Consider the following 17,822-nt stretch of genomic DNA (forward strand, 5'->3'; position numbering starts at 1 on the left):
CATGAAACGCGAAACCTATCTCAACGCCGCTCTTCTGCTGATCCTCTTGGTGATCCCGCTCTGGGCGCAATCGGCGGATGAGCCCTTTATCATCACCCTCACCACCCGCGCCGTGATCTTTGCCATCGCCGGTGTCGGTCTCAACTTTGCCTTGGGCTTTGGTGGCCTCGTCAGCTTTGGCCACGCCGCGTTCTTCGGCATCGGCGGATATGCCATGGGCATCCTCGCCTATCACGCCCAGACCTATACGCCGCTGATGGAGTTCCCTTTCGTGATCGAAGGCACCAAGTCCATGCCGGTGATCTGGCTCACGGCAATCATCACCTCGGCCCTTGTCGCCGTCGGCCTCGGTGCACTCAGCTTGCGCACCTCGGGCGTCTATTTCATCATGATCACCCTGGCCTTTGCGCAGATGTTCTTTTTCTTCACCATCTCATGGCCGACCTATGGCGGCGAGGATGGCCTCTCGATCTACATCCGCAACGATTTTCCGGGTCTCAACACCATGGACCCGATCCAGTTCTACGCCATCTGCTACGTGATCCTGCTGCTCGTTCTGTTCTTCGTCTACCGCGCCGCGCACTCACCCTTTGGCCTCGCCCTCAGTGCTGCGCGCCAGAACGAAGACCGTATTCAGGCCGTGGGGCAGGGACCCTACCGCCTCTATCTCACCGCTTACGTCATTTCCGGCGCCATCACCGGCCTCGCAGGCGCGCTGTTCGCCGACCTCAACCGCTTTGTCAGCCCCACCATGTTCTCGTGGCAGACCTCGGGCGAGATCATGATCTTTGTGATCCTCGGCGGGGTAGGGCGCGTCTTTGGTCCCGTCGCCGGTGCCGCGCTCTTCATCCTCTTGGAACACCAACTTGGCGGCCTGTCCGAGTTCTGGCACATCTACCTTGGCGCCATCCTTCTCGGCGTGGTGCTCTTTGCGCGCGGTGGCCTCTTTGGCCTTTTTGCGGGACGGGAGGTGGCCCATGACTGATCCGATCCTCGACATTCGCGGCATCTCGAAAAGCTTTGGCGCGCTCAAGGCCAGCAACAACATCACCCTCGACCTGCACCCCGGCGAAATCCATGCCCTGATCGGCCCCAACGGCGCGGGCAAGTCGACGCTGATCAAGCAGGTCGCAGGCGGTCTCACCCCCGACAGCGGCACGGTGCATTTCGCCGGACAGGACGTCACCCCCCTCAGCACCGCCGCCCGCGCGCAACTTGGCATGGGGCGCACTTTTCAGATTTCGTCGCTGGCGATGGAGTTCACCGTCCTGCAAAACGTCGTCCTCGGCGCGCTGGGCCGTCGCGGCGATGTCTTCCGCTTCTTCCGCCCCGTGATGAAGGACAAACAACTGCTGGAACAGGCTCACACCGCGCTGGAACAGGTGGGCCTGGAAGACTTCCACAGCTTCCGCACCTCCGAGCTTTCCCACGGCCAGCGCCGCCAGCTTGAGGTCGCCGTCGCCCTAACGCTGGAGCCCAAGGCGTTCCTGATGGACGAACCCATGGCGGGTCTCGGCGCCGAAGGCACCCAGCGCCTGATGGGCTTTCTCGACGGCTTGCGCCAACGCGCCCCGATCCTGTTGGTCGAACACGACATGGACGCTGTCTTTGCGCTGGCCGACCGGATCAGCGTGCTGGTCTACGGCGAGATCATCGCCACCGGCTGCGTCGACGACATCCGGGGCAACCCTGTCGTCAGAACGGCCTATCTGGGCGAGGAGGACGCCGCATGAGCCTCTTGAAACTCTCCCACGTCTCCGCCTTTTACGGCCCCTCTCAGGCGCTGTTCGATGTGCATCTCTCACTGGAACCGGGGCAGGTGCTGGCGCTGATGGGGCGCAACGGCATGGGCAAATCCACCACCGTAAAAGTCATCTGCCGCATGATGAAAAACCGCGGCGGGTCTATCATGTTTGATGGCCGCGACATCGCGCGGCTCAAATCCTATCAGGCCGCCAAATCCGGCATTGGCCTCGTGCCCGAGGGCCGCCGCTGTTTCTCCAACCTCACGGTTTATGAAAACCTCATCGCCGCCGCACGACCGGGACAGTGGAACTTTGCCGCCGTCGCCCGCCTGTTCCCCCGGCTGGAAGAACGCCGCGACCAGCTTGCCGCGTCGCTCTCGGGCGGTGAACAACAGATGCTCGCCATCGGCCGCGCCCTTATGACCAACCCGCGCCTCTTGATCCTGGACGAAGCCACCGAGGGCCTCGCCCCCGTGGTGCGTCAGGAAATCTGGGCCGCCATCGCCCGGCTCAAGGCGGAAACCGGCATGGCCATTCTGGTGATCGACAAATCCATCAAGGAACTCGGCACCGTCGCCGACACCGCCGTGATCCTCGAAAAAGGTGTGTCGGTCTGGCACGGCGATTTCACCGATCTGACCCCTGATGTGACCGACACCTACCTCGGGGTTTGACGGCCTTGCTTAAAGCGCTCCTTGCCGACATGGTGCGTAGGCCCTGACCATGCCCATAACCCTTCGCGAAAAACTGAAAGATCCGGCCATGACATGGAACTACATCCCCTTTGAACAAGCTGTCACCCAAGGTGGCCTGCGCATGACCGTCGTCGGCGACGTGCCCAGCCCCTGGGGCGAAGCCGCCAAGGGGATTTTTCACGTCAAGGGCCTTGATTGGTCCGCGGTTCGACATGATCCGGCAAACCGAGAGCTGGCAAAATGGTCCCAAAGCCAATCAGCCCCCTCGGTGGTCTACGAAAATGAACCCGCCCGGTCGGGCTGGTCCGACATTCTTTTCCTTGCCGAGCGGCTGGCTCCCGAGCGGAGTCTCTTGCCCGGCGATCCGGCAGAGCGCGCACTTGCCCTTGGTCTGGCACATGAGTTTTGCGGCCAGGGCGGTCTTGGTTGGTCCCGCCGCCTGTGGCTCACGCACATCGGGCTCAAAGGGCAGGGCGGGTTTGTCGAGCCTGTCGCGCAATACCTGGCGCAGAAGTATGGCTACACCGAACAGGTCGGTGCGGCCTCATATGACCGTGTCATAGCGCTGCTGCGCATGTTTGCCGCGCGTCTGACAGCACAACAGGCCAAGGGCTCGGACTATTTCTTTGACTGCGGCATGACTGCTGTGGACATCTATGCGGCCACCTTTGCCGGATTGCTTCAGCCCCTGCCGGAAGAGGTCTGCGCCATGCGTCCCGCCACCCGCGCGGCCTTTTCCGACGTCGATGCCGCAACGCTCAAGGCCGCCGGGGGTTTGCTGGCGCATCGCGACATGATGTATGATCGCTGGCTGGAAAGCGTGCTGCGGCTCTGACCTTCGGGGCAAACACCCCTCGAATACGAAGTTCGGCCAGATTTTCCACGCCTGTTAGCATTCTGACCCGCAATCACAAGCCAAACCGCGGGGCCGGACCCATGTTTCCTGCAGACCCGGCGCGCAGGACCCCGCGAAATGCTTTGTGTCCCCCGAACGCTCTGCCATAGTGGACCTGCCCAACCCGGCCCCATTTGAACGCTTCTATTGAAAGGCCCACCCCATGCTCGGCAACCTCTTGTTTTATGTCGGTCTCCTGGTGTCCTGTGGCATCGGCTTTGTCTATTTCCGCGATCTTGGCGACATCTCGCAGATGCTGCTCAAGGTCAAACGCGAGAACACCGTCCGTTTCATCAAACACGAGTACAAGCTGATCGGCCTCGGCCTTGCCGCCACGCTTGCCATGACGGTGGGTTACGTCATGGGGGGTGGCTTTGGTCTGCTCTACTGGGTGGCGCTGGTCCTGACTGCCTTTTTCTTTGCCTTTACGTGGGTCTGGGTGCATGTCGGCCTGCGCAACCAAAAGGACCGGGCACAGTATTACCCGATCGAGGTCGCGCGCGACCATATCAACCCCTCGGCCAGCGTCATGGTGGTGGTCAACGACGGCCACGCCCGCGCGCATTCGGACGCCCAGATGATGCGCCCGCACCTGGCCGGCAACGATCAGGGGCTTGGCGGCGAAGACGTCATCATGACCTATTGCGCCATGGCCAACCTTGGCGTTGGCTATACGCCCAGCATCGAGGGCGCAAAGCTGAACCTCGAGGTCATGGCCCAGCACGGCAATAACCTGATCCTGCGCGACAACAATACGGGCGAGTCGATCCAGCACATCTATGGGTTCAAGGACAAGGATGCCGACACCTCTAGCGATGGGGCCGTCTGCCCCCTGCGCCCCGAGGCGGCCATGAAACCCTGGCCCACCTTCCGCATGTCCTTCCGCGCCTTCCAAAAGGCCTATCCGACAGGCGAAGTGTTCATCAACATGCCGCCCAGGAACCCCCTCTTGCGGCTGTTTGACATGGTGATGGGCATCACCTTTGGCTGGGGCATCGAACGTCAGCACCAAGAGGCCGCGCCGGTGATGGACAACATGACCCACTTTGATGACCGCCTGCCCAACAAGACCTATGTCTGGGGGGTGACCGTCGGCACTGATGCGGTCTGCTGGACCGATGACTTCGTGATCGAGCACGACAACCTCGTGAACGCCACCGTCGGTGGGCGCGCCGTGGTGGTCAGCTATGACCCCAAGTTCGAAAGCCTCGGGGTCTGGTACAACGACAGCGGTGCGCCGGTGACCACCTGCGACTTCTGGGGCAACAGCGATCAGGGTCCGCTGACCCGCGTCGAAAGCCTGCGCGCGGGTCTCTTCTGGCACGTCTGGGTCGAGTTCTTTCCAACCACCGACATCAACCGGGCAGGGGAGGTTGCCAAGGGACAGGCCGCATAACCGCCCGTAGCACCGCGATAGACCAGACCCGGATCATCTCCTACCATCCCCCAAGGCGGGCGCACTCACTCAGATCGGCCCGCAACGCACAGACAGAGGACCCTAAGCCATGACCACCCTGAAATCCGTTCGAACGCTTCTTTCCGGTGCAGCGGCAGCCGCCATGATCTGCGCGGCCTCGGTGTCTCATGCCGCCGACGAAAGCATTCTGCCGACCGCAGGCGACACCATTGAGACCTACTGGAGCGCCAAGTGGTGGACGGTCTTCAAGAACACCACGCGGCAGTCCTGCTTTATCGAGTGGCGCGGCGAGACCAGCGCCGTTCAGGCCGGTCTGACCAAGGCCCAGGACGCCGGGTATCTCGGGGCCTTCCTCAAGGATGTCGAGTTTCCCGAGGGCGAGCGCGAAGTCGCCATTGTCCTGAACGGCAACCTCTATGTCGGCAATGCAACCACCGTGTCACAGTCGCTGTCGGGCGGGTTCACCGGCGCCTACATCGTCGTCAACAACCCGCGCTTCATCACCGATCTCGAAGAAGCCCGCGAATTCGTTGCCTTTCAGGATACGCCCAACACCGTCACTGTCAGCCTCAAGACACCGCGCAACGCCATCGAACGCGCCCGCATCTGCATGGACAGCTTCTGACAGTCCAAGGGCTTGCCCTGCCTCGTTAGCCCATCCGCCACGCCCCTTGCCCCGTTGCCGCAGCTAAGGCACACTTGCAGGTGGGGCAGGGATGTCCGTTTGAGTGTTGACTTCGCAACCAATGCGGTCAGCGCGGCGTCATGCTCCGGGAGGAGTACGCCATGACGTCCAACAGCCACGGGTCCGCATCACCGGACAATCTGACACCGCCGCAACCGGCCATGCCATCGGTCAACAGGGTCACCACCGCCGACATCACCGCGTCCCTGAAAGCCGGGTTTGCCGACTTTCTCGCCCGCCCCGTGATGAGCGGCTTTTTCGGCCTGTTCTACGCGGTGTTCGGCATTCTTCTGGTCTGGAGCCTCGTCTGGCTGGGCAAGATCTGGATGATCATCCCCGCCGTTGTCGGCTTTCCGCTTGTCGCGCCCTTTGCCGCCGCCGGGCTTTACGAAATGTCCCGCCGCATGCAAAAGGATGAACCCTTTGGCTGGTCCGACATCCTCACCGTCATGGCCAATCAACGCAAACGCGAGATGGGCTGGATGGCCTTTGTCACCCTGTTCATTTTCTGGGTGTGGATGTACCAGATCCGCCTGTGGTTGGTGATCACCCTGCAAAACGCCTCATTCTCGGATTTTGACGGATTTCTGAACGCCGTCTTTTTCACGCCCGAGGGCTGGACCTTTCTGGCAATCGGCACCTGCGCAGGGGCGCTGCTCTCAGCTGTCCTGTTCGCGGTGACCGTTGTCGCCATGCCGATGCTGCTGGACCGCGAGACCAATTTTGTCTCCGCCATGCTGACATCCATTCAGGTGGTCAAGGAAAACCCGGTGGTCATGCTGGGCTGGGCGGCGATCATCTCGGTCACCGTGCTGGTGTCGATGGTGCCCGCGTTTCTGGGCCTGATTTTTACCCTGCCGATTCTGGGCCACACCACATGGCACCTCTACCAGCGGGCCGTGACCCACGCAGAGGGGTAGCTGCCCCGATCTTTCAATCCCGATCCCGCGCAAAGGACTGAACCCCGTCAAAGGCAGGCAGCCACGCTTCACGACGCTTGGCCCACAGCTCATACTCGGGCTGAAACTGGTCTGGCGCATCCAATGCGCCCAGATGCAGCTCAATCTCGTCACCCGTCACAGCAAACACCGACGACCCGCAAGTCGGGCAGAAATGCCGCCCTTCATAGCTCGATGTGTCCCCCTCCAGCGAAACCGCCGACCGTGGGAAAATCGCCGCCGCATAGAACACCGCGCCATGGTGCTTGCGGCAGTTCAGACAATGGCACAGGCCAACCCGATCCGGCGCACCCCTTGCCGTGACCCGCACCTTGCCACACAGGCATCCTCCTGCAACCTCCTGCATGTCACATCCCCCTCAACTGGTCCGATAGAATTTGCGCCGCGCTTCCTGTTCGATGGCCAGGCGCATCTGCAGATCCGCCATCTCGCGCATAATCGCCTTTTTCGCGGCCGGGTCAGCCTCGGCCTTCACCTCGGCCTGCTTGGCCTCCAGCGCCTTCTTCAACTGAATTTCGCGCGGCACCACGCCGGCATCCGCCATGATCCCCATCCCGACCGAGACGATGTCACCCCCCGGACGCGGGCGCAACGGCTTGCCCTGACCCTTCAGATCGTCCAATTGCCCTTCGGCCCTGGCCTTCTGAATCTGGTGCTCTGCCAGATCGCGCCACGTCATGATCCATCTCCTTTATGCGGCCTCGTGCCTATCAGCGATGGCACAATATGTCAATTCAGTTGACAAAATGCCCGGCACCCCCCATCCTGCCGCAAACCACGCCCAAGGACCCCATGTCAGACCCAGACCTCACCCCTGCCGACAAACTCTATCGCGGCGTGCAACTGACCCGCCCGCTCCTGCGCAACATCACCGCGCGGGTTGATGCTGACCTCGCAGGCACCGGGGTCACCGTCGGACAACGCGCCATTCTCGAAGCGCTTTTGCACGCCGATCAGGCCACCGCCCCCGAACTCACCGCCCTGCTGGATATGAAACGCCAGTTTGTCGCCCGCGAGCTCAAACAGCTGCTGCGCTCGGGCATGGTGGAAACCCGCGACAACCCCCGCCACCGCCGCTCTGTATTCTACCGCCTCACCGCCACCAGCCACGCAACGATCACCACGATCCGACACCGCGAAGTCGCCCGGTTCACTGAGTTTGCCAAAGCTTTTTCCAAAGCCGAAATCGACGCCTACCTGCGCATCCAACAGGCCCTGAACGACGCGTTTTCGCGCAACGACTAGGCGCGCGCGCCTGCGCCGCTGCCATAGCGCGCCATAAAGGTCTTTACGGCCTCGCTCACCACCCGGTCGATCTCGTCCTGGGCAATATCCGTCTCCACCCCAAAGACGAACCGCATGTACAGGTCAGACTTAACCAGCTCCTGAAACTGCGCGGCGGCCATCTCGGGATCGTCAATCTCCAACTCTCCCCTGAGACAGGCGCATCGCAGGAACTCGGCCAGATGCCGCCGCCCCATGGCCGGGCCGGTCTCGTAAAAGTGCTGTCCCAACTCGGGAAATCGGTCGGCTTCTGCCACGCAGATGCGGAAAATCTTCAGCCCGAACTCGGACAGGATCAGCTTCAGAACGCCGCGTGCCACCATCTCCAGCACGTGTTCCGCCGAGGCGTCCTGCTCAATCTCCTGCAACATGCTGTCGGCATGGCGCTCACATTGATTGCGCGCCATATCCATGAACATCTCGCGCTTATCCGGGAAATAGCTGTACAGCGTCGCCTTCGACACGCCCGACGCCCGCGCGATCTCGTCCACGCTGGCGCCCTCGAACCCGTCACGCAGAAACACCTCTTGCGCGCCGTCCAGAACCTGCGCGTACTTGCGCCCCTTGCGGTTGATGGGCCGTTCAATATTCATGCGTGTCTCACATAGCCTGATTCCGGAATATAAACCGTTCAGTTCATTTTCGCCAACACGAAAGCCTCTTGTGGTCAGATCACCAGATGATACCTTAGAATCATTCTAACCAGAGGCCACCCATGCGTTTCTTCCCTTACCGCCGCCACTTTCGCGATCTCAGCGAACAAGAGCTGATTGCGCTGGCGATTTCCTCGGAAGAGGATGACGCCCGCATCTACCGCAACTACGCCGAACAGATGCGCGCCGAGTTTCCGGCCACGGCCAGGGTGTTCGAAGGCATGGCCGAGGAAGAGGATGACCACCGCCGCCGCCTGATTGGCCTGCACGAGGACCGCTTTGGCGCGACCATCCCGCTGATCCGGCGCGAACATGTCGCCGGGTTCTACGCCCGCCGCCCGGTCTGGCTGGTGCAGAACCTCGGCATTGACCGCATCCGCTCCGAGGCCGCCGCCATGGAGCGCGACGCCGAACGCTTCTACCTTGCCGCCGCCGCCCGCTCGACCGACGCCGCCACCCGCAAACTGCTGGGGGACCTCGCCGCCGCCGAGGCCGGCCACCAGGCCGCGGCCCAGTCGCTCGAAGACACCCACCTCGACGACACAACCCGCGACAGCGAAGACGACAAGGCCCGCCGCCAGTTCATCCTGACCTGGGTGCAGCCGGGACTCGCCGGGCTGATGGACGGCTCGGTCTCGACCCTCGCGCCGATCTTTGCCACGGCCTTTGCCACCCAGGACACCTGGACCACCTTCCTCGTGGGCCTCGCCGCCTCCGTGGGCGCAGGCATCTCCATGGGCTTTACCGAGGCCGCCTCGGACGATGGCGAACTCTCGGGGCGCGGCTCGCCGGTCAAACGCGGCTTTGCCTCGGGCATCATGACCACGGTCGGAGGTCTTGGCCACGCGCTGCCCTACCTCATCACTGATTTCTGGACCGCCACCACCATCGCCATCCTCGTGGTCTTCATCGAACTTTGGGCCATCGCCTGGATCCAGAACCGCTTCATGGAAACTCCGTTCTTCCGCGCCGCCTTTCAGGTCGTGCTCGGCGGTGCCCTGGTCTTCGCCGCGGGCGTGCTGATCGGGTCAGGTTAGCGCCTGCGCCCCGGCTTCTTTTGGCCAAAAATATCCCGGGGTGAATTGGACCTTTAGGGCCAAGAGGGGCAGCGCCCCTTCACCCGCGCCATGGGCGCAAAACCTGTTGTGCCCGCTTGCGGGCACGCCATAGGATTGCTTGCGAAACCGTTGACCCAAGCGGTGAACCTGTTAACACAATCCCCATGTTGGCGATCTTCCTCAAAACCCTGCCTTTTTTCGCCCTGATCGGGGTCGGCTACTGGGCCGGGCGCACGCGGTTTTTCAGCGAAGAGGCCACCGCCTATCTGACCAAGTTCGTCTTCTACTTTGCCCTCTCGGCGATGCTGTTCCGATTCGCCGCCAACCTGTCGCTCTCCGAGGTGCTCGATTGGCCCTTGGTTGGCGCCTATCTCTGGGGCACGGCGGCGGCCTATGGCATCGCTTCGGCCGTGGGCTTCCTGCGCAGGCTCGACGTGCCCACCGTGGCCGTGGAATCGCAATGCGCGGCGATCGGCAACACCGGCTTTCTCGGGGTGCCGATGCTGACGCTCCTGATGGGGGCCGAGGCGATTGGCCCGATCATGCTGGTGCTGGCGGTGGACCTGATCGTGTTTTCCAGCCTGATCGTGATCCTGATCACCGGGTCGCGGGATGGCCGGATGAGCCTTGGGTTGTTGCGCACCGTCGGGGTTGGCCTGGTCAGGAACCCGATGATTGTCGCCATCACCGCAGGCCTGATCTGGTCGGCGTTTGAAATCCCGATCCCCGTGCCCATGAACGAATTCCTCGCCATCCTCGGCGGCGCCGCCACGCCCGGCGCGCTGTTTGCCATCGGCGCTTCACTGGCGTCCAAGTCCGCCGAGCGGGTGCATATCGCCGGCTGGCTGTCGTTCTGCAAACTGGTGCTGCACCCGCTGTTTGTCGCCATCGCCGCACTCTGGCTGTTTCCGGTCGACACCTATTCCGCCAGCGTCATCATCGCCGCCGCCGCGCTGCCGGTGGCCGGCAATGTCTATATCCTCGCCCAGCACTACGGCGTGGCCCCGCACCTGGTGTCGGCCTCGATCCTGTTCTCCACCGCGATCAGCGTTCTCACCGTGCCGGTGGTGATCGCCTGGGTTACGGCGCTTTAACGCACCCAACCGTCGCGGTTTCGCTTGTGACCCCCCGGCAAACTGCGTTAGCCATGGTCAAGCGGACAAATCCGGGAGGACACCATGGAAATCATTTCTGAAAACAAGGCATTCGGCGGCGTGCAAGGCGTCTATGGACATCGCTCGCACACCACGCGCTGCGAGATGACCTTTGGCCTGTTTCTCCCGGAAGAGGCCCGGGACGGCCCGGTCCCCGTGCTCTGGTACCTCTCCGGTCTCACCTGCACCCACGAAAACGCCATGGTCAAGGCAGGCGCCCAAACCTGGGCCGCCGAACAGGGCATCGCGCTGATCTTTCCCGACACCAGCCCCCGCGGCGACGATGTCGCCGACGACGACGCCTATGATCTGGGAAAGGGCGCAGGTTTCTATGTCAGCGCCACGGAAAAACCCTGGGCGCCGCACTATCGCATGTGGGACTATATCGCCGAAGACCTGCCCTCGCTGGTGCAGGAAGAGTTCCCCCTCGACATGACCCGCCAGTCGATCAGCGGCCACTCCATGGGTGGCCATGGTGCCCTGACGCTCGCCATGGCGCATCCCGGACGGTATCGCTCGGTCTCGGCCTTTGCGCCGATCTGCAATCCGACCGGCGCTGACTGGGGCCGCAAACAGCTGCAGGCCTATCTGGGCGACGACACCGGCCAATGGGCCGCGCATGATGCCTCGGTGCAGATGGCGGAACGTGGCTTTGACGGCCCGATCCTGATCGATCAGGGCGCCGACGACCAGTTCCTCGACCTTTTGCGCCCCGAAACCCTCGCCGCGGCTGCCGCCACCCGCCGCCAGCAGATGATCCACCGCATGCAGCCCGGCTATGACCACAGCTATTTCTTTGTCTCCACCTTCATGGAAGACCACGTGACCTTCCACGCCGAGGCGCTTTACGCAGACTGATCTCATGCCCAAACACGACTATGACCTGATCATCATCGGCTCCGGCCCCGCAGGCCGCGCCGCCGCCATCCAGGCGGGTAAACTCAAGCGCCGCGTGCTTGTGGTGGATGCCAACGAACGCCTCGGCGGGGTGTCGGTGCACACCGGCACCATCCCGTCCAAGACCCTGCGCGAAACCGTGCTGAACCTCTCGGGCTGGCGCGAGCGGTCGTTTTATGGTCGTGGCTACCGCGCCAAGGAAGAGATCAGCGCCGAGGATCTCAAGGCCCGCCTGCACATGACGCTGGATCACGAGGTCGACGCGCTGGAGCACCAGTTCAACCGCAACCACGTCGACACCATGATGGGCCGCGCCGTGTTCACCGGCCCCAACACCATCAAGGTCACCCGCGAGGCGGGCAAAACCGTCGAACTCACCGGCGACAAGTTCCTGATCTCCACCGGCACCATCACCTACCGCCCAGATTACCTGCCCTTCAACGGCTCGACGATTGTCGACAGTGACGAATTCCTCGAACTGGCCCGCATCCCGCGGTCGCTGATCGTGGTGGGCGCAGGCGTGATCGGCGTCGAATACGCCTCGATGTTCAACGCGCTGGACGTCACCGTCACCCTGATCGAACCCCGCGAAACCTTCCTCGATTTCATCGACAGCTACACGGTTGCCGAGTTCACCCATCAGGTGCGCGACAACGGCATGAGTCTGCGCCTTGGGTCGGCCATCGAAAAAGTCGAAGACGCCGGGGACTACGTCGAAGTCAGCCTTGAAAACGGCCGCCACGTGCGTGCCGAAATGCTGCTCTTTGCCGCTGGCCGCATGGGCGCCACCTCGGGCCTCGGCCTCGACAAGGTGGGGCTTGAAACCGACCACCGTGGCCGCATCGAGGTTGACCGCAAAAGCTACCAGACCAAGGTGCCGCATATCTACGCCGCCGGTGACGTGATCGGCCACCCCTCGCTGGCCTCAACGGGCCTGCAACAGGGCCGCGTCGCCGCCTGCCACGCGCTCGAAACGCCGACCCTGCCGGAAAGCCCGTGGTTCCCCTATGGCATCTACTCCGTGCCGGAAATCTCGACCTGCGGCATGTCCGAGGAAGAGATCAAAGACCGCGAAATCCCCTATGAAGTCGGCATCGCCCGCTTCCGTGAAACCTCGCGCGGGCACATCATGGGCCTGCACCACGGCATGCTGAAAATGCTCGTCAGCCTCAAGACCCGCCGCCTGCTTGGCGTGCAGATCGTCGGCGAAGGCGCAACCGAACTGATCCACATCGCCCAGGCCGTGCTGAACCTCAAAGGCACCGTGGATTACTTTGTCGAGAACACCTTCAACTATCCCACCTTGGCCGAGGCCTACCGCATTGCAGGCCTCGACGCGTTTAATCGCATGCCCATCCCGGACGAGTACAAGGTGAAGAAGACCGCGAAGAAGGGGTGAGGCGGCCGCGCGACCGCCAGACTGCGTGGGCAGTCCGGCGATTGCTCGCAGGCTCTCAGCCTTGAGCCCGCGCGTGGTTCAGTTGTTTCTTAAGGTAGTTTCATGGCGCTGATGCGATAGTTGCAGACCTGTGGTGTGTCGCAGTTCTCCATGATTGCTGTGGAGCGACCTAGCGTAGTTTCATGACCTCTGCCTTTCAAGGCGCCCCGCCAGTTTATGCGCGTCCAGTAGCTCAAGTCATCTTCTACCTTCACGTACATGAAAGCGGGTCCGCCGTGGTTGTACTCTTTTATCAGATTGTCCGAAGGCTTTATGAACATGACCTCACTGCGGTATTCGTGGCTCGGTGTTGGCGCGGTCTCATACGAATTTGAGTCTGCCCAAGCCTGAACCAACAGCAGTTGTCCGCCCTTCGGGAGCCGGTACTGACGGTCCACGAGCAGTGCTCGGTTTCCCACCAACGATGCGCTACCACTTAACAAGCCAACTCGAAACTCTGAGTTTTTTTTGCGATTATACTCAACCAGCGTCGCGTTCACATCATTGATGGCTATTTTGGTTTCCGGGTTTCCAACAACACCTCTCAATTCGATGTCCAGAGACGCATTGTTTGGATCTCCATGTCCCTTTTTGTAACTGTACAAGACAGTAACGTGGTTGCCGTTTGCCCGAACGACCGAGGCTGATATGCCCTCCTGGTGGTTCTGCAGACACGCCAGATATGCCGACAGCCCTTTGTCATTCAACATGTTGCCTACAAAGGCCACGGAAGTTTTTCGGTTTTGGCGAAAGTTGACTGTATGAAACAGCTCACTTTGCGACGTGTCGTATGAGTCCTTCGATCCGCCAATACCGACTGGCAATCCTTCGACAAATGCATCAATTCTGATTTTTCCGGAATCCCGGCTGTCTCGAAGCTGTCTACTCTGGAAGACCGAAGTGTAATGAAGGTAGTTCTCCGCGGTCAAGTTAAAGTCGATCTGTTTCTTAAACCTCGTAATGTCGCAGTCTTGTGCAACAGCGCCTGAGGGAATAAGGAAGAGTACAAAAAACAACTTCTTTAACATCGTCAAACTCCAATATCGCAAATAAGAATTGTCTACTTTGGATTGCATTATATCCACCTAAGGTTGAAAAATCAACGAACTGGAGTTTTTTGAGCTCGCTGAACAGCTTCCGCAACGGCTCCTTCAAACACATCCCCCCCTTCCCGACACCCCCCCAAACCCTGTCAAATCTCGCCCTTTGACCAAGCTCTCTATCGACGCCGATGCCTGCCCCGTAACATCCGCGCCACGGGGCTTGCCAAAGGCCCGGAGCGCCAGAGGCAACGGGCAATTGTCCTATCGGCCCCCCTTGGGGTGACCGCCTTTGGCGCCTCTGATGCCCGTTTCCCGCGAATGTTACCGAACAATACGATAAAAACGACATCGGGTCGCAGGTGGGAAAGAAGTCCTGAGAAAACTGATTTGATTGGTCACAGGAAACGTGAGCAATCCCTATGCACGAGCGCCGAATACCCGAATGGCTTCGCCATGCGCCTGCGCCCAGTGTGCGCGGCTTTGCCATCCTGGCCGGAACTGAAGCCATTGCCAGGGGCATCCTGATCTCTGTCATGCCCGTCGTCATGTACCGGGCGCTCGGGGATGCCCGTGTCGTGTCCGAAATCTACTTCATCGTTGGTGCGATTTCCCTCGTGATCGGCCTGCTCATTCCCTACCTGATCCGCTTTATCCCGCGACGGTGGGTCTATGTGCTGGGGGCGATGATGTTCATTGCCGGCGCCGGGATCACGATCCTCGAGACTCCCGGTGCGGCGGTTGCCGGGCTGGCACTCACGACGTTTGCAGTTGTGACGACTTTTGTGTGTTTCAACGCCTATGTCCTCGACCATGTCGCCAAAATCGAGCTTGGCAAATTTGAAACGTCGCGGCTGTTCTACAGCGCGCTGGGGTGGACGGTTGGTCCTGCACTCGGCACGTTTCTCTACGACTGGTGGCGGCCTGCGCCGTTTCTGATCGCGGCCGCTGCCGCCAGCGGCATGCTGCTGATCTTTCTGGTGATGCGGCTCGGAAATGGCAAGCTGATCGCCAAGAGCCGCCGCGCGCCCACCAACCCCTTTGCCTATTTTGCAAGGTTCTTTGCGCAACCGCGCTTGGTGGCCGGGTGGACATTCGCCGTGGTCAGATCCTGCGGGTGGTGGGTCTATGTGGTTTATCTGCCGATCTATGCGGTCCAAAACGGGCTTGGCAGCCAGCTTGGCGGCATCGCGTTGTCGATGTCCAACGCAGCGTTGTTCTTTACGCCTCTGATGCTGCGATTCATGCAGCGCAGCTCCGTGCGCACCGCCGTGAAGGCCGGTTTTCTGATGTCGGGGGGACTGTTCCTTGTGGCTGGAATTCCGTTTGGAGTCCCGGAAATTGCGATCATCCTTCTGATGATCGGCTCGATCTTCCTGATCCTGCTCGATGTGTCAGCGGGCCTGCCGTTTCTCCTCGCGGTCAAGCCATCCGAGCGCACGGAAATGTCCGCCATCTATTCCAGTTTCCGCGATGTTTCGGGCATCGTCACCCCTGGTGCTGCCTGGATGGTGCTTCTGTTTGCTCCGCTCACCGGGGTGTTTGCCGCCGGGGGCGCGGGCTTGCTGTTCACGTGGCTGCTTGCCCGCAAACTGCATCCCCGGCTGGGTCAGGCGCGCATCTCTGTTGAAAGCGCGGGCAATATGACGGCCCATGAGGAACAGGCGGCTGCCCGTCACACAGAGACAACCCAGATACAGACCGATCCATCCGGCTTGGAGGCGGATCCCTCTTAGACAGCGATCAACGCAAGCCCACCCGCCTCAAAAGACCGCGCACACCCGCAGGGCGTCAAGGATGGCGGCGTGCATGTTGCGGCTGGCAATGGCGTCGCCGATCCGGGCCAGATGGAATTGCCCCTCGGGCGCGCGTTGCGGAAAGGGAAAGCCGCCGGTCACAAGGGCTGCGTGCGTCACCTGTCCAAGGTTTTTCGACAGCGGTTTCAGCGCCGCATACAGATCGTCCATCGCCACCAGCCCCTGCTCGACAACCACGTGATCCACCTCGCGGTGCATAAGCTCACCGGTCAGAACATGCCGCAGCGATGCCGTGATCCGGTTCCCCGCGCGGGTCAGACCGGCAAGCTCATGCAAACAGGCAAAGGACACACCCTGTGCGCTCAGGTCTCGCAAGGCAACGGCGCTGGTGGTGGGGCCCAGATCATGCAGCAGGCCACGGTCCGGGGTGACATAATGCACCGCGTTGCCCGCGCGTGACAACACGTCCGCCACAACCGCCGCCGGGTGATCGCCGACCTCGTCGAACACCAGAACCTCGCCCGAAACCCGCGCCTCGCCGGACAGAACCTCTCTGCCCGAGACCGCCAGCCCGCCGCCGGGCATGTCGGGGGGTGCGGGCCAGCCGCCGGTGGCCACGACCACCAGGTCCGGCACCTCGGCCTGCACATCCTCGACCTCGGCATAGGTGTTCAGGCGGATGTCGACCCCCAGCGTCTGCACTTCGGACATCAGCCAGTCCGCGACGCCCCAGACCTGTCGGCGTGTCCTCCCCTTGGCCGCCAGAACCAGCTGTCCGCCCAACCGATCCGTGGCCTCAAACAGCGTGACCTCATGGCCGCGCAGGGCACTGACACGCGCCGCCTCCAGCCCGCCGGGCCCGCCGCCCACCACGACCACGCGCTTGCGTGTGTGGCTGGCCGGAACAACATGCGGCAACACCCCCTCGCGCCCGGTGGCCGCGTTGTGTCCGCAAACCGCGGGTTTGCCCTGATTCACACGGTCCACGCAATACCCCAGCCCGACGCAGGGGCGAATGCGCGCCTCGTCGCCGCGCGCCAGCTTTGCCACCAGATGCGGGTCCGCCATATGCGCCCGCGTCATGCCCACCAGATCGACATGCCCGCCCGCCACCGCATGCTGCGCCGTGGCAATGTCGGCAATGCCCCCCGCATGCAGGACAGGCAGATCCACCGCCGCCCGGATGCGCCCCGCAACCGGGATATGCGGCGCGGCAGGCAACCCCATCGGGCGCACCCACTCGGCCAGCCCAAGGTCGTCATAAGGCGCCCCGGCAAGGATATTCAGCAGGTCAACCTGACCCGTTTCCGCCAGCATCCGCGCGGCGGCAACGCAGTCTTCGGCGTCCAGACCGCCCTCGGCCAGCTCATCCCCGGTGATCCGCATCGACAGGATGAACCCGGCCCCCACCTCGGCGCGCACCGCTTCGATCACCTGCACCGTCAGGCGCATCCGGTTCTCCAGCGTGCCGCCATAGTCGTCCTCGCGCCGGTTGATCAGCGGCGACAGGAACTGCCCCAGCAAATGCGAATGCGACAAAAGCTCGATACCGTCAAAGCCACCCCGCTTGCAGCGCATTGCGGCGGCGGCAAAATCCTCGACAACGCGGTCGATATCCTCTTGCTCCATCACCTTGGGTAAGGACCGGTGCGCACGCTCGCGCACCCCCGAAGGCGCCAGCACCGGCAGCCATTCGGCATTGTCCCAGGCCGTGCGGCGGCCCATATGGGTGATCTGGCACATGATGGCGGCCCCGTGCTGATGCACGCCCTCGGTCAGCCGCTGGAACCATGGCACGATACTGTCGTCGCCCGCGTAAAGCTGGCCAAAAACCGAAGGGCTGTCCGGCGCGATGTTCGTGGACCCGCCCACCATCGTCATGGCAACGCCGCCCTTGGCCTTTTCCTCGTGATAGGCCCTGTAACGGTCGCGGGGGTGGCCGCCTTCGACATAGTTGGGGGCATGGGATGTGCTCACGATGCGATTGCGCAGCGTCAGATGTTTCAGCTGAAACGGATCAAGAAGACTGGTCATCCAATGGGCCTCTGCATTCGGGTCGCGCCCTTGTCCCCCCAAAGCTATGGGGTTGCCCGGTTCCGCTATTTCCATTTTCCGACACCCGTGGATGAAATGACGACCCGCCGC

General features: G+C 62.0%; 18 protein-coding genes. 13 read left to right on the forward strand and 5 right to left on the reverse strand.

All coding sequences use genetic code 11. The features are described 5' to 3' along the window. Position 1 precedes the first annotated feature (1 nt). The 7 genes from EK369_RS09700 to EK369_RS09730 all read left to right on the forward strand — a co-directional run bounded on the left by EK369_RS09700 (position 2) and on the right by EK369_RS09730 (position 6,357). On the forward strand, positions 2-985 hold the full coding sequence (locus EK369_RS09700; RefSeq protein WP_127113944.1) for a branched-chain amino acid ABC transporter permease: 984 nt from the start codon (positions 2-4) through the stop codon (positions 983-985). Then, the gene (locus EK369_RS09705) at positions 978-1,733 is read left to right on the forward strand and encodes an ABC transporter ATP-binding protein (protein WP_127113945.1); all 756 of its coding nucleotides are present in this window, start codon (positions 978-980) and stop codon (positions 1,731-1,733) included. The genes EK369_RS09700 and EK369_RS09705 overlap by 8 nt, the downstream gene beginning before the upstream one ends. Further along, on the forward strand, positions 1,730-2,419 hold the full coding sequence (locus EK369_RS09710; RefSeq protein ID WP_127113947.1) for an ABC transporter ATP-binding protein: 690 nt from the start codon (positions 1,730-1,732) through the stop codon (positions 2,417-2,419). Before EK369_RS09705 ends, EK369_RS09710 begins: the two co-directional genes overlap by 4 nt. A gap of 49 nt (positions 2,420-2,468) precedes the next feature. Beyond that, positions 2,469-3,275, forward strand: coding sequence for a glutathione S-transferase family protein (locus EK369_RS09715; RefSeq protein WP_206198064.1), 807 nt, complete (start codon positions 2,469-2,471; stop codon positions 3,273-3,275). A gap of 223 nt (positions 3,276-3,498) precedes the next feature. Then, positions 3,499-4,731: a DUF3179 domain-containing (seleno)protein gene (locus EK369_RS09720; protein ID WP_127113949.1), complete on the forward strand. Its 1,233-nt coding sequence runs from the start codon at positions 3,499-3,501 to the stop codon at positions 4,729-4,731. A gap of 109 nt (positions 4,732-4,840) precedes the next feature. Then, on the forward strand, positions 4,841-5,377 hold the full coding sequence (locus EK369_RS09725; protein ID WP_127113950.1) for a hypothetical protein: 537 nt from the start codon (positions 4,841-4,843) through the stop codon (positions 5,375-5,377). A 140-nt stretch (positions 5,378-5,517) separates the two neighbouring features. Then, complete coding sequence (locus EK369_RS09730; RefSeq protein WP_235871381.1) at positions 5,518-6,357, forward strand: DUF2189 domain-containing protein; 840 nt, start codon at positions 5,518-5,520, stop codon at positions 6,355-6,357. A 13-nt stretch (positions 6,358-6,370) separates the two neighbouring features. On the opposite strand, the gene EK369_RS09735 is transcribed toward EK369_RS09730, so the two are convergent. Together EK369_RS09735 and EK369_RS09740 are read right to left on the reverse strand one after the other, a co-directional pair. Next, complete coding sequence (locus tag EK369_RS09735) at positions 6,371-6,742, reverse strand: GFA family protein (RefSeq protein ID WP_127113952.1); 372 nt, start codon at positions 6,740-6,742, stop codon at positions 6,371-6,373. A gap of 12 nt (positions 6,743-6,754) precedes the next feature. Then, positions 6,755-7,075, reverse strand: a complete 321-nt coding sequence (locus EK369_RS09740) for a DnaJ family domain-containing protein (protein WP_127113954.1) — start codon at positions 7,073-7,075, stop codon at positions 6,755-6,757. 113 nt (positions 7,076-7,188) lie between these two features. On the opposite strand from EK369_RS09740, the gene EK369_RS09745 reads away from it, so the two are divergent. Beyond that, entirely contained in the window at positions 7,189-7,641 is a 453-nt protein-coding gene (locus EK369_RS09745) for a MarR family winged helix-turn-helix transcriptional regulator (RefSeq protein ID WP_127113956.1), read from the forward strand. On the opposite strand, the gene EK369_RS09750 is transcribed toward EK369_RS09745, so the two are convergent. Further along, a complete protein-coding gene (locus EK369_RS09750; protein ID WP_127113958.1) occupies positions 7,638-8,273 on the reverse strand; it encodes a TetR/AcrR family transcriptional regulator in 636 nt (211 codons plus the stop codon). The genes EK369_RS09745 and EK369_RS09750 overlap by 4 nt on opposite strands. A 122-nt stretch (positions 8,274-8,395) precedes the next feature. Between EK369_RS09750 and mbfA the strand changes: the two genes are divergently transcribed. The 4 genes from mbfA (at position 8,396) to sthA (ending at position 12,841) form a co-directional block, all read left to right on the forward strand. Further along, on the forward strand, positions 8,396-9,370 hold the full coding sequence (gene mbfA, locus EK369_RS09755; protein WP_127113960.1) for an iron exporter MbfA: 975 nt from the start codon (positions 8,396-8,398) through the stop codon (positions 9,368-9,370). A 185-nt stretch (positions 9,371-9,555) separates the two neighbouring features. Continuing rightward, entirely contained in the window at positions 9,556-10,485 is a 930-nt protein-coding gene (locus tag EK369_RS09760; protein WP_127113962.1) for an AEC family transporter, read from the forward strand. 84 nt (positions 10,486-10,569) lie between these two features. Further along, on the forward strand, positions 10,570-11,403 hold the full coding sequence (gene fghA / locus EK369_RS09765; RefSeq protein ID WP_127113963.1) for an S-formylglutathione hydrolase: 834 nt from the start codon (positions 10,570-10,572) through the stop codon (positions 11,401-11,403). 4 nt (positions 11,404-11,407) lie between these two features. Beyond that, entirely contained in the window at positions 11,408-12,841 is a 1,434-nt protein-coding gene (gene sthA / locus EK369_RS09770) for a Si-specific NAD(P)(+) transhydrogenase (RefSeq protein ID WP_127113965.1), read from the forward strand. Positions 12,842-12,930: 89 nt separating this feature from the next. Here the strand turns inward: sthA and EK369_RS09775 are convergent, their stop codons facing one another. Next, entirely contained in the window at positions 12,931-13,908 is a 978-nt protein-coding gene (locus EK369_RS09775) for a hypothetical protein (RefSeq protein WP_127113967.1), read from the reverse strand. Positions 13,909-14,342: 434 nt separating this feature from the next. Between EK369_RS09775 and EK369_RS09780 the strand changes: the two genes are divergently transcribed. Continuing rightward, on the forward strand, positions 14,343-15,656 hold the full coding sequence (locus EK369_RS09780; protein WP_127113969.1) for an MFS transporter: 1,314 nt from the start codon (positions 14,343-14,345) through the stop codon (positions 15,654-15,656). A 27-nt stretch (positions 15,657-15,683) separates the two neighbouring features. Here EK369_RS09780 and EK369_RS09785 read toward each other — a convergent pair whose 3' ends face one another. Next, positions 15,684-17,786, reverse strand: a complete 2,103-nt coding sequence (locus EK369_RS09785) for an NADH:flavin oxidoreductase (RefSeq protein WP_235871382.1) — start codon at positions 17,784-17,786, stop codon at positions 15,684-15,686. Positions 17,787-17,822: the final 36 nt, after the last annotated feature.

Source organism: Shimia sediminis, from assembly GCF_003990645.1.
In the GTDB taxonomy this organism is placed as follows: Bacteria; Pseudomonadota; Alphaproteobacteria; order Rhodobacterales; family Rhodobacteraceae; genus Shimia; species Shimia sediminis.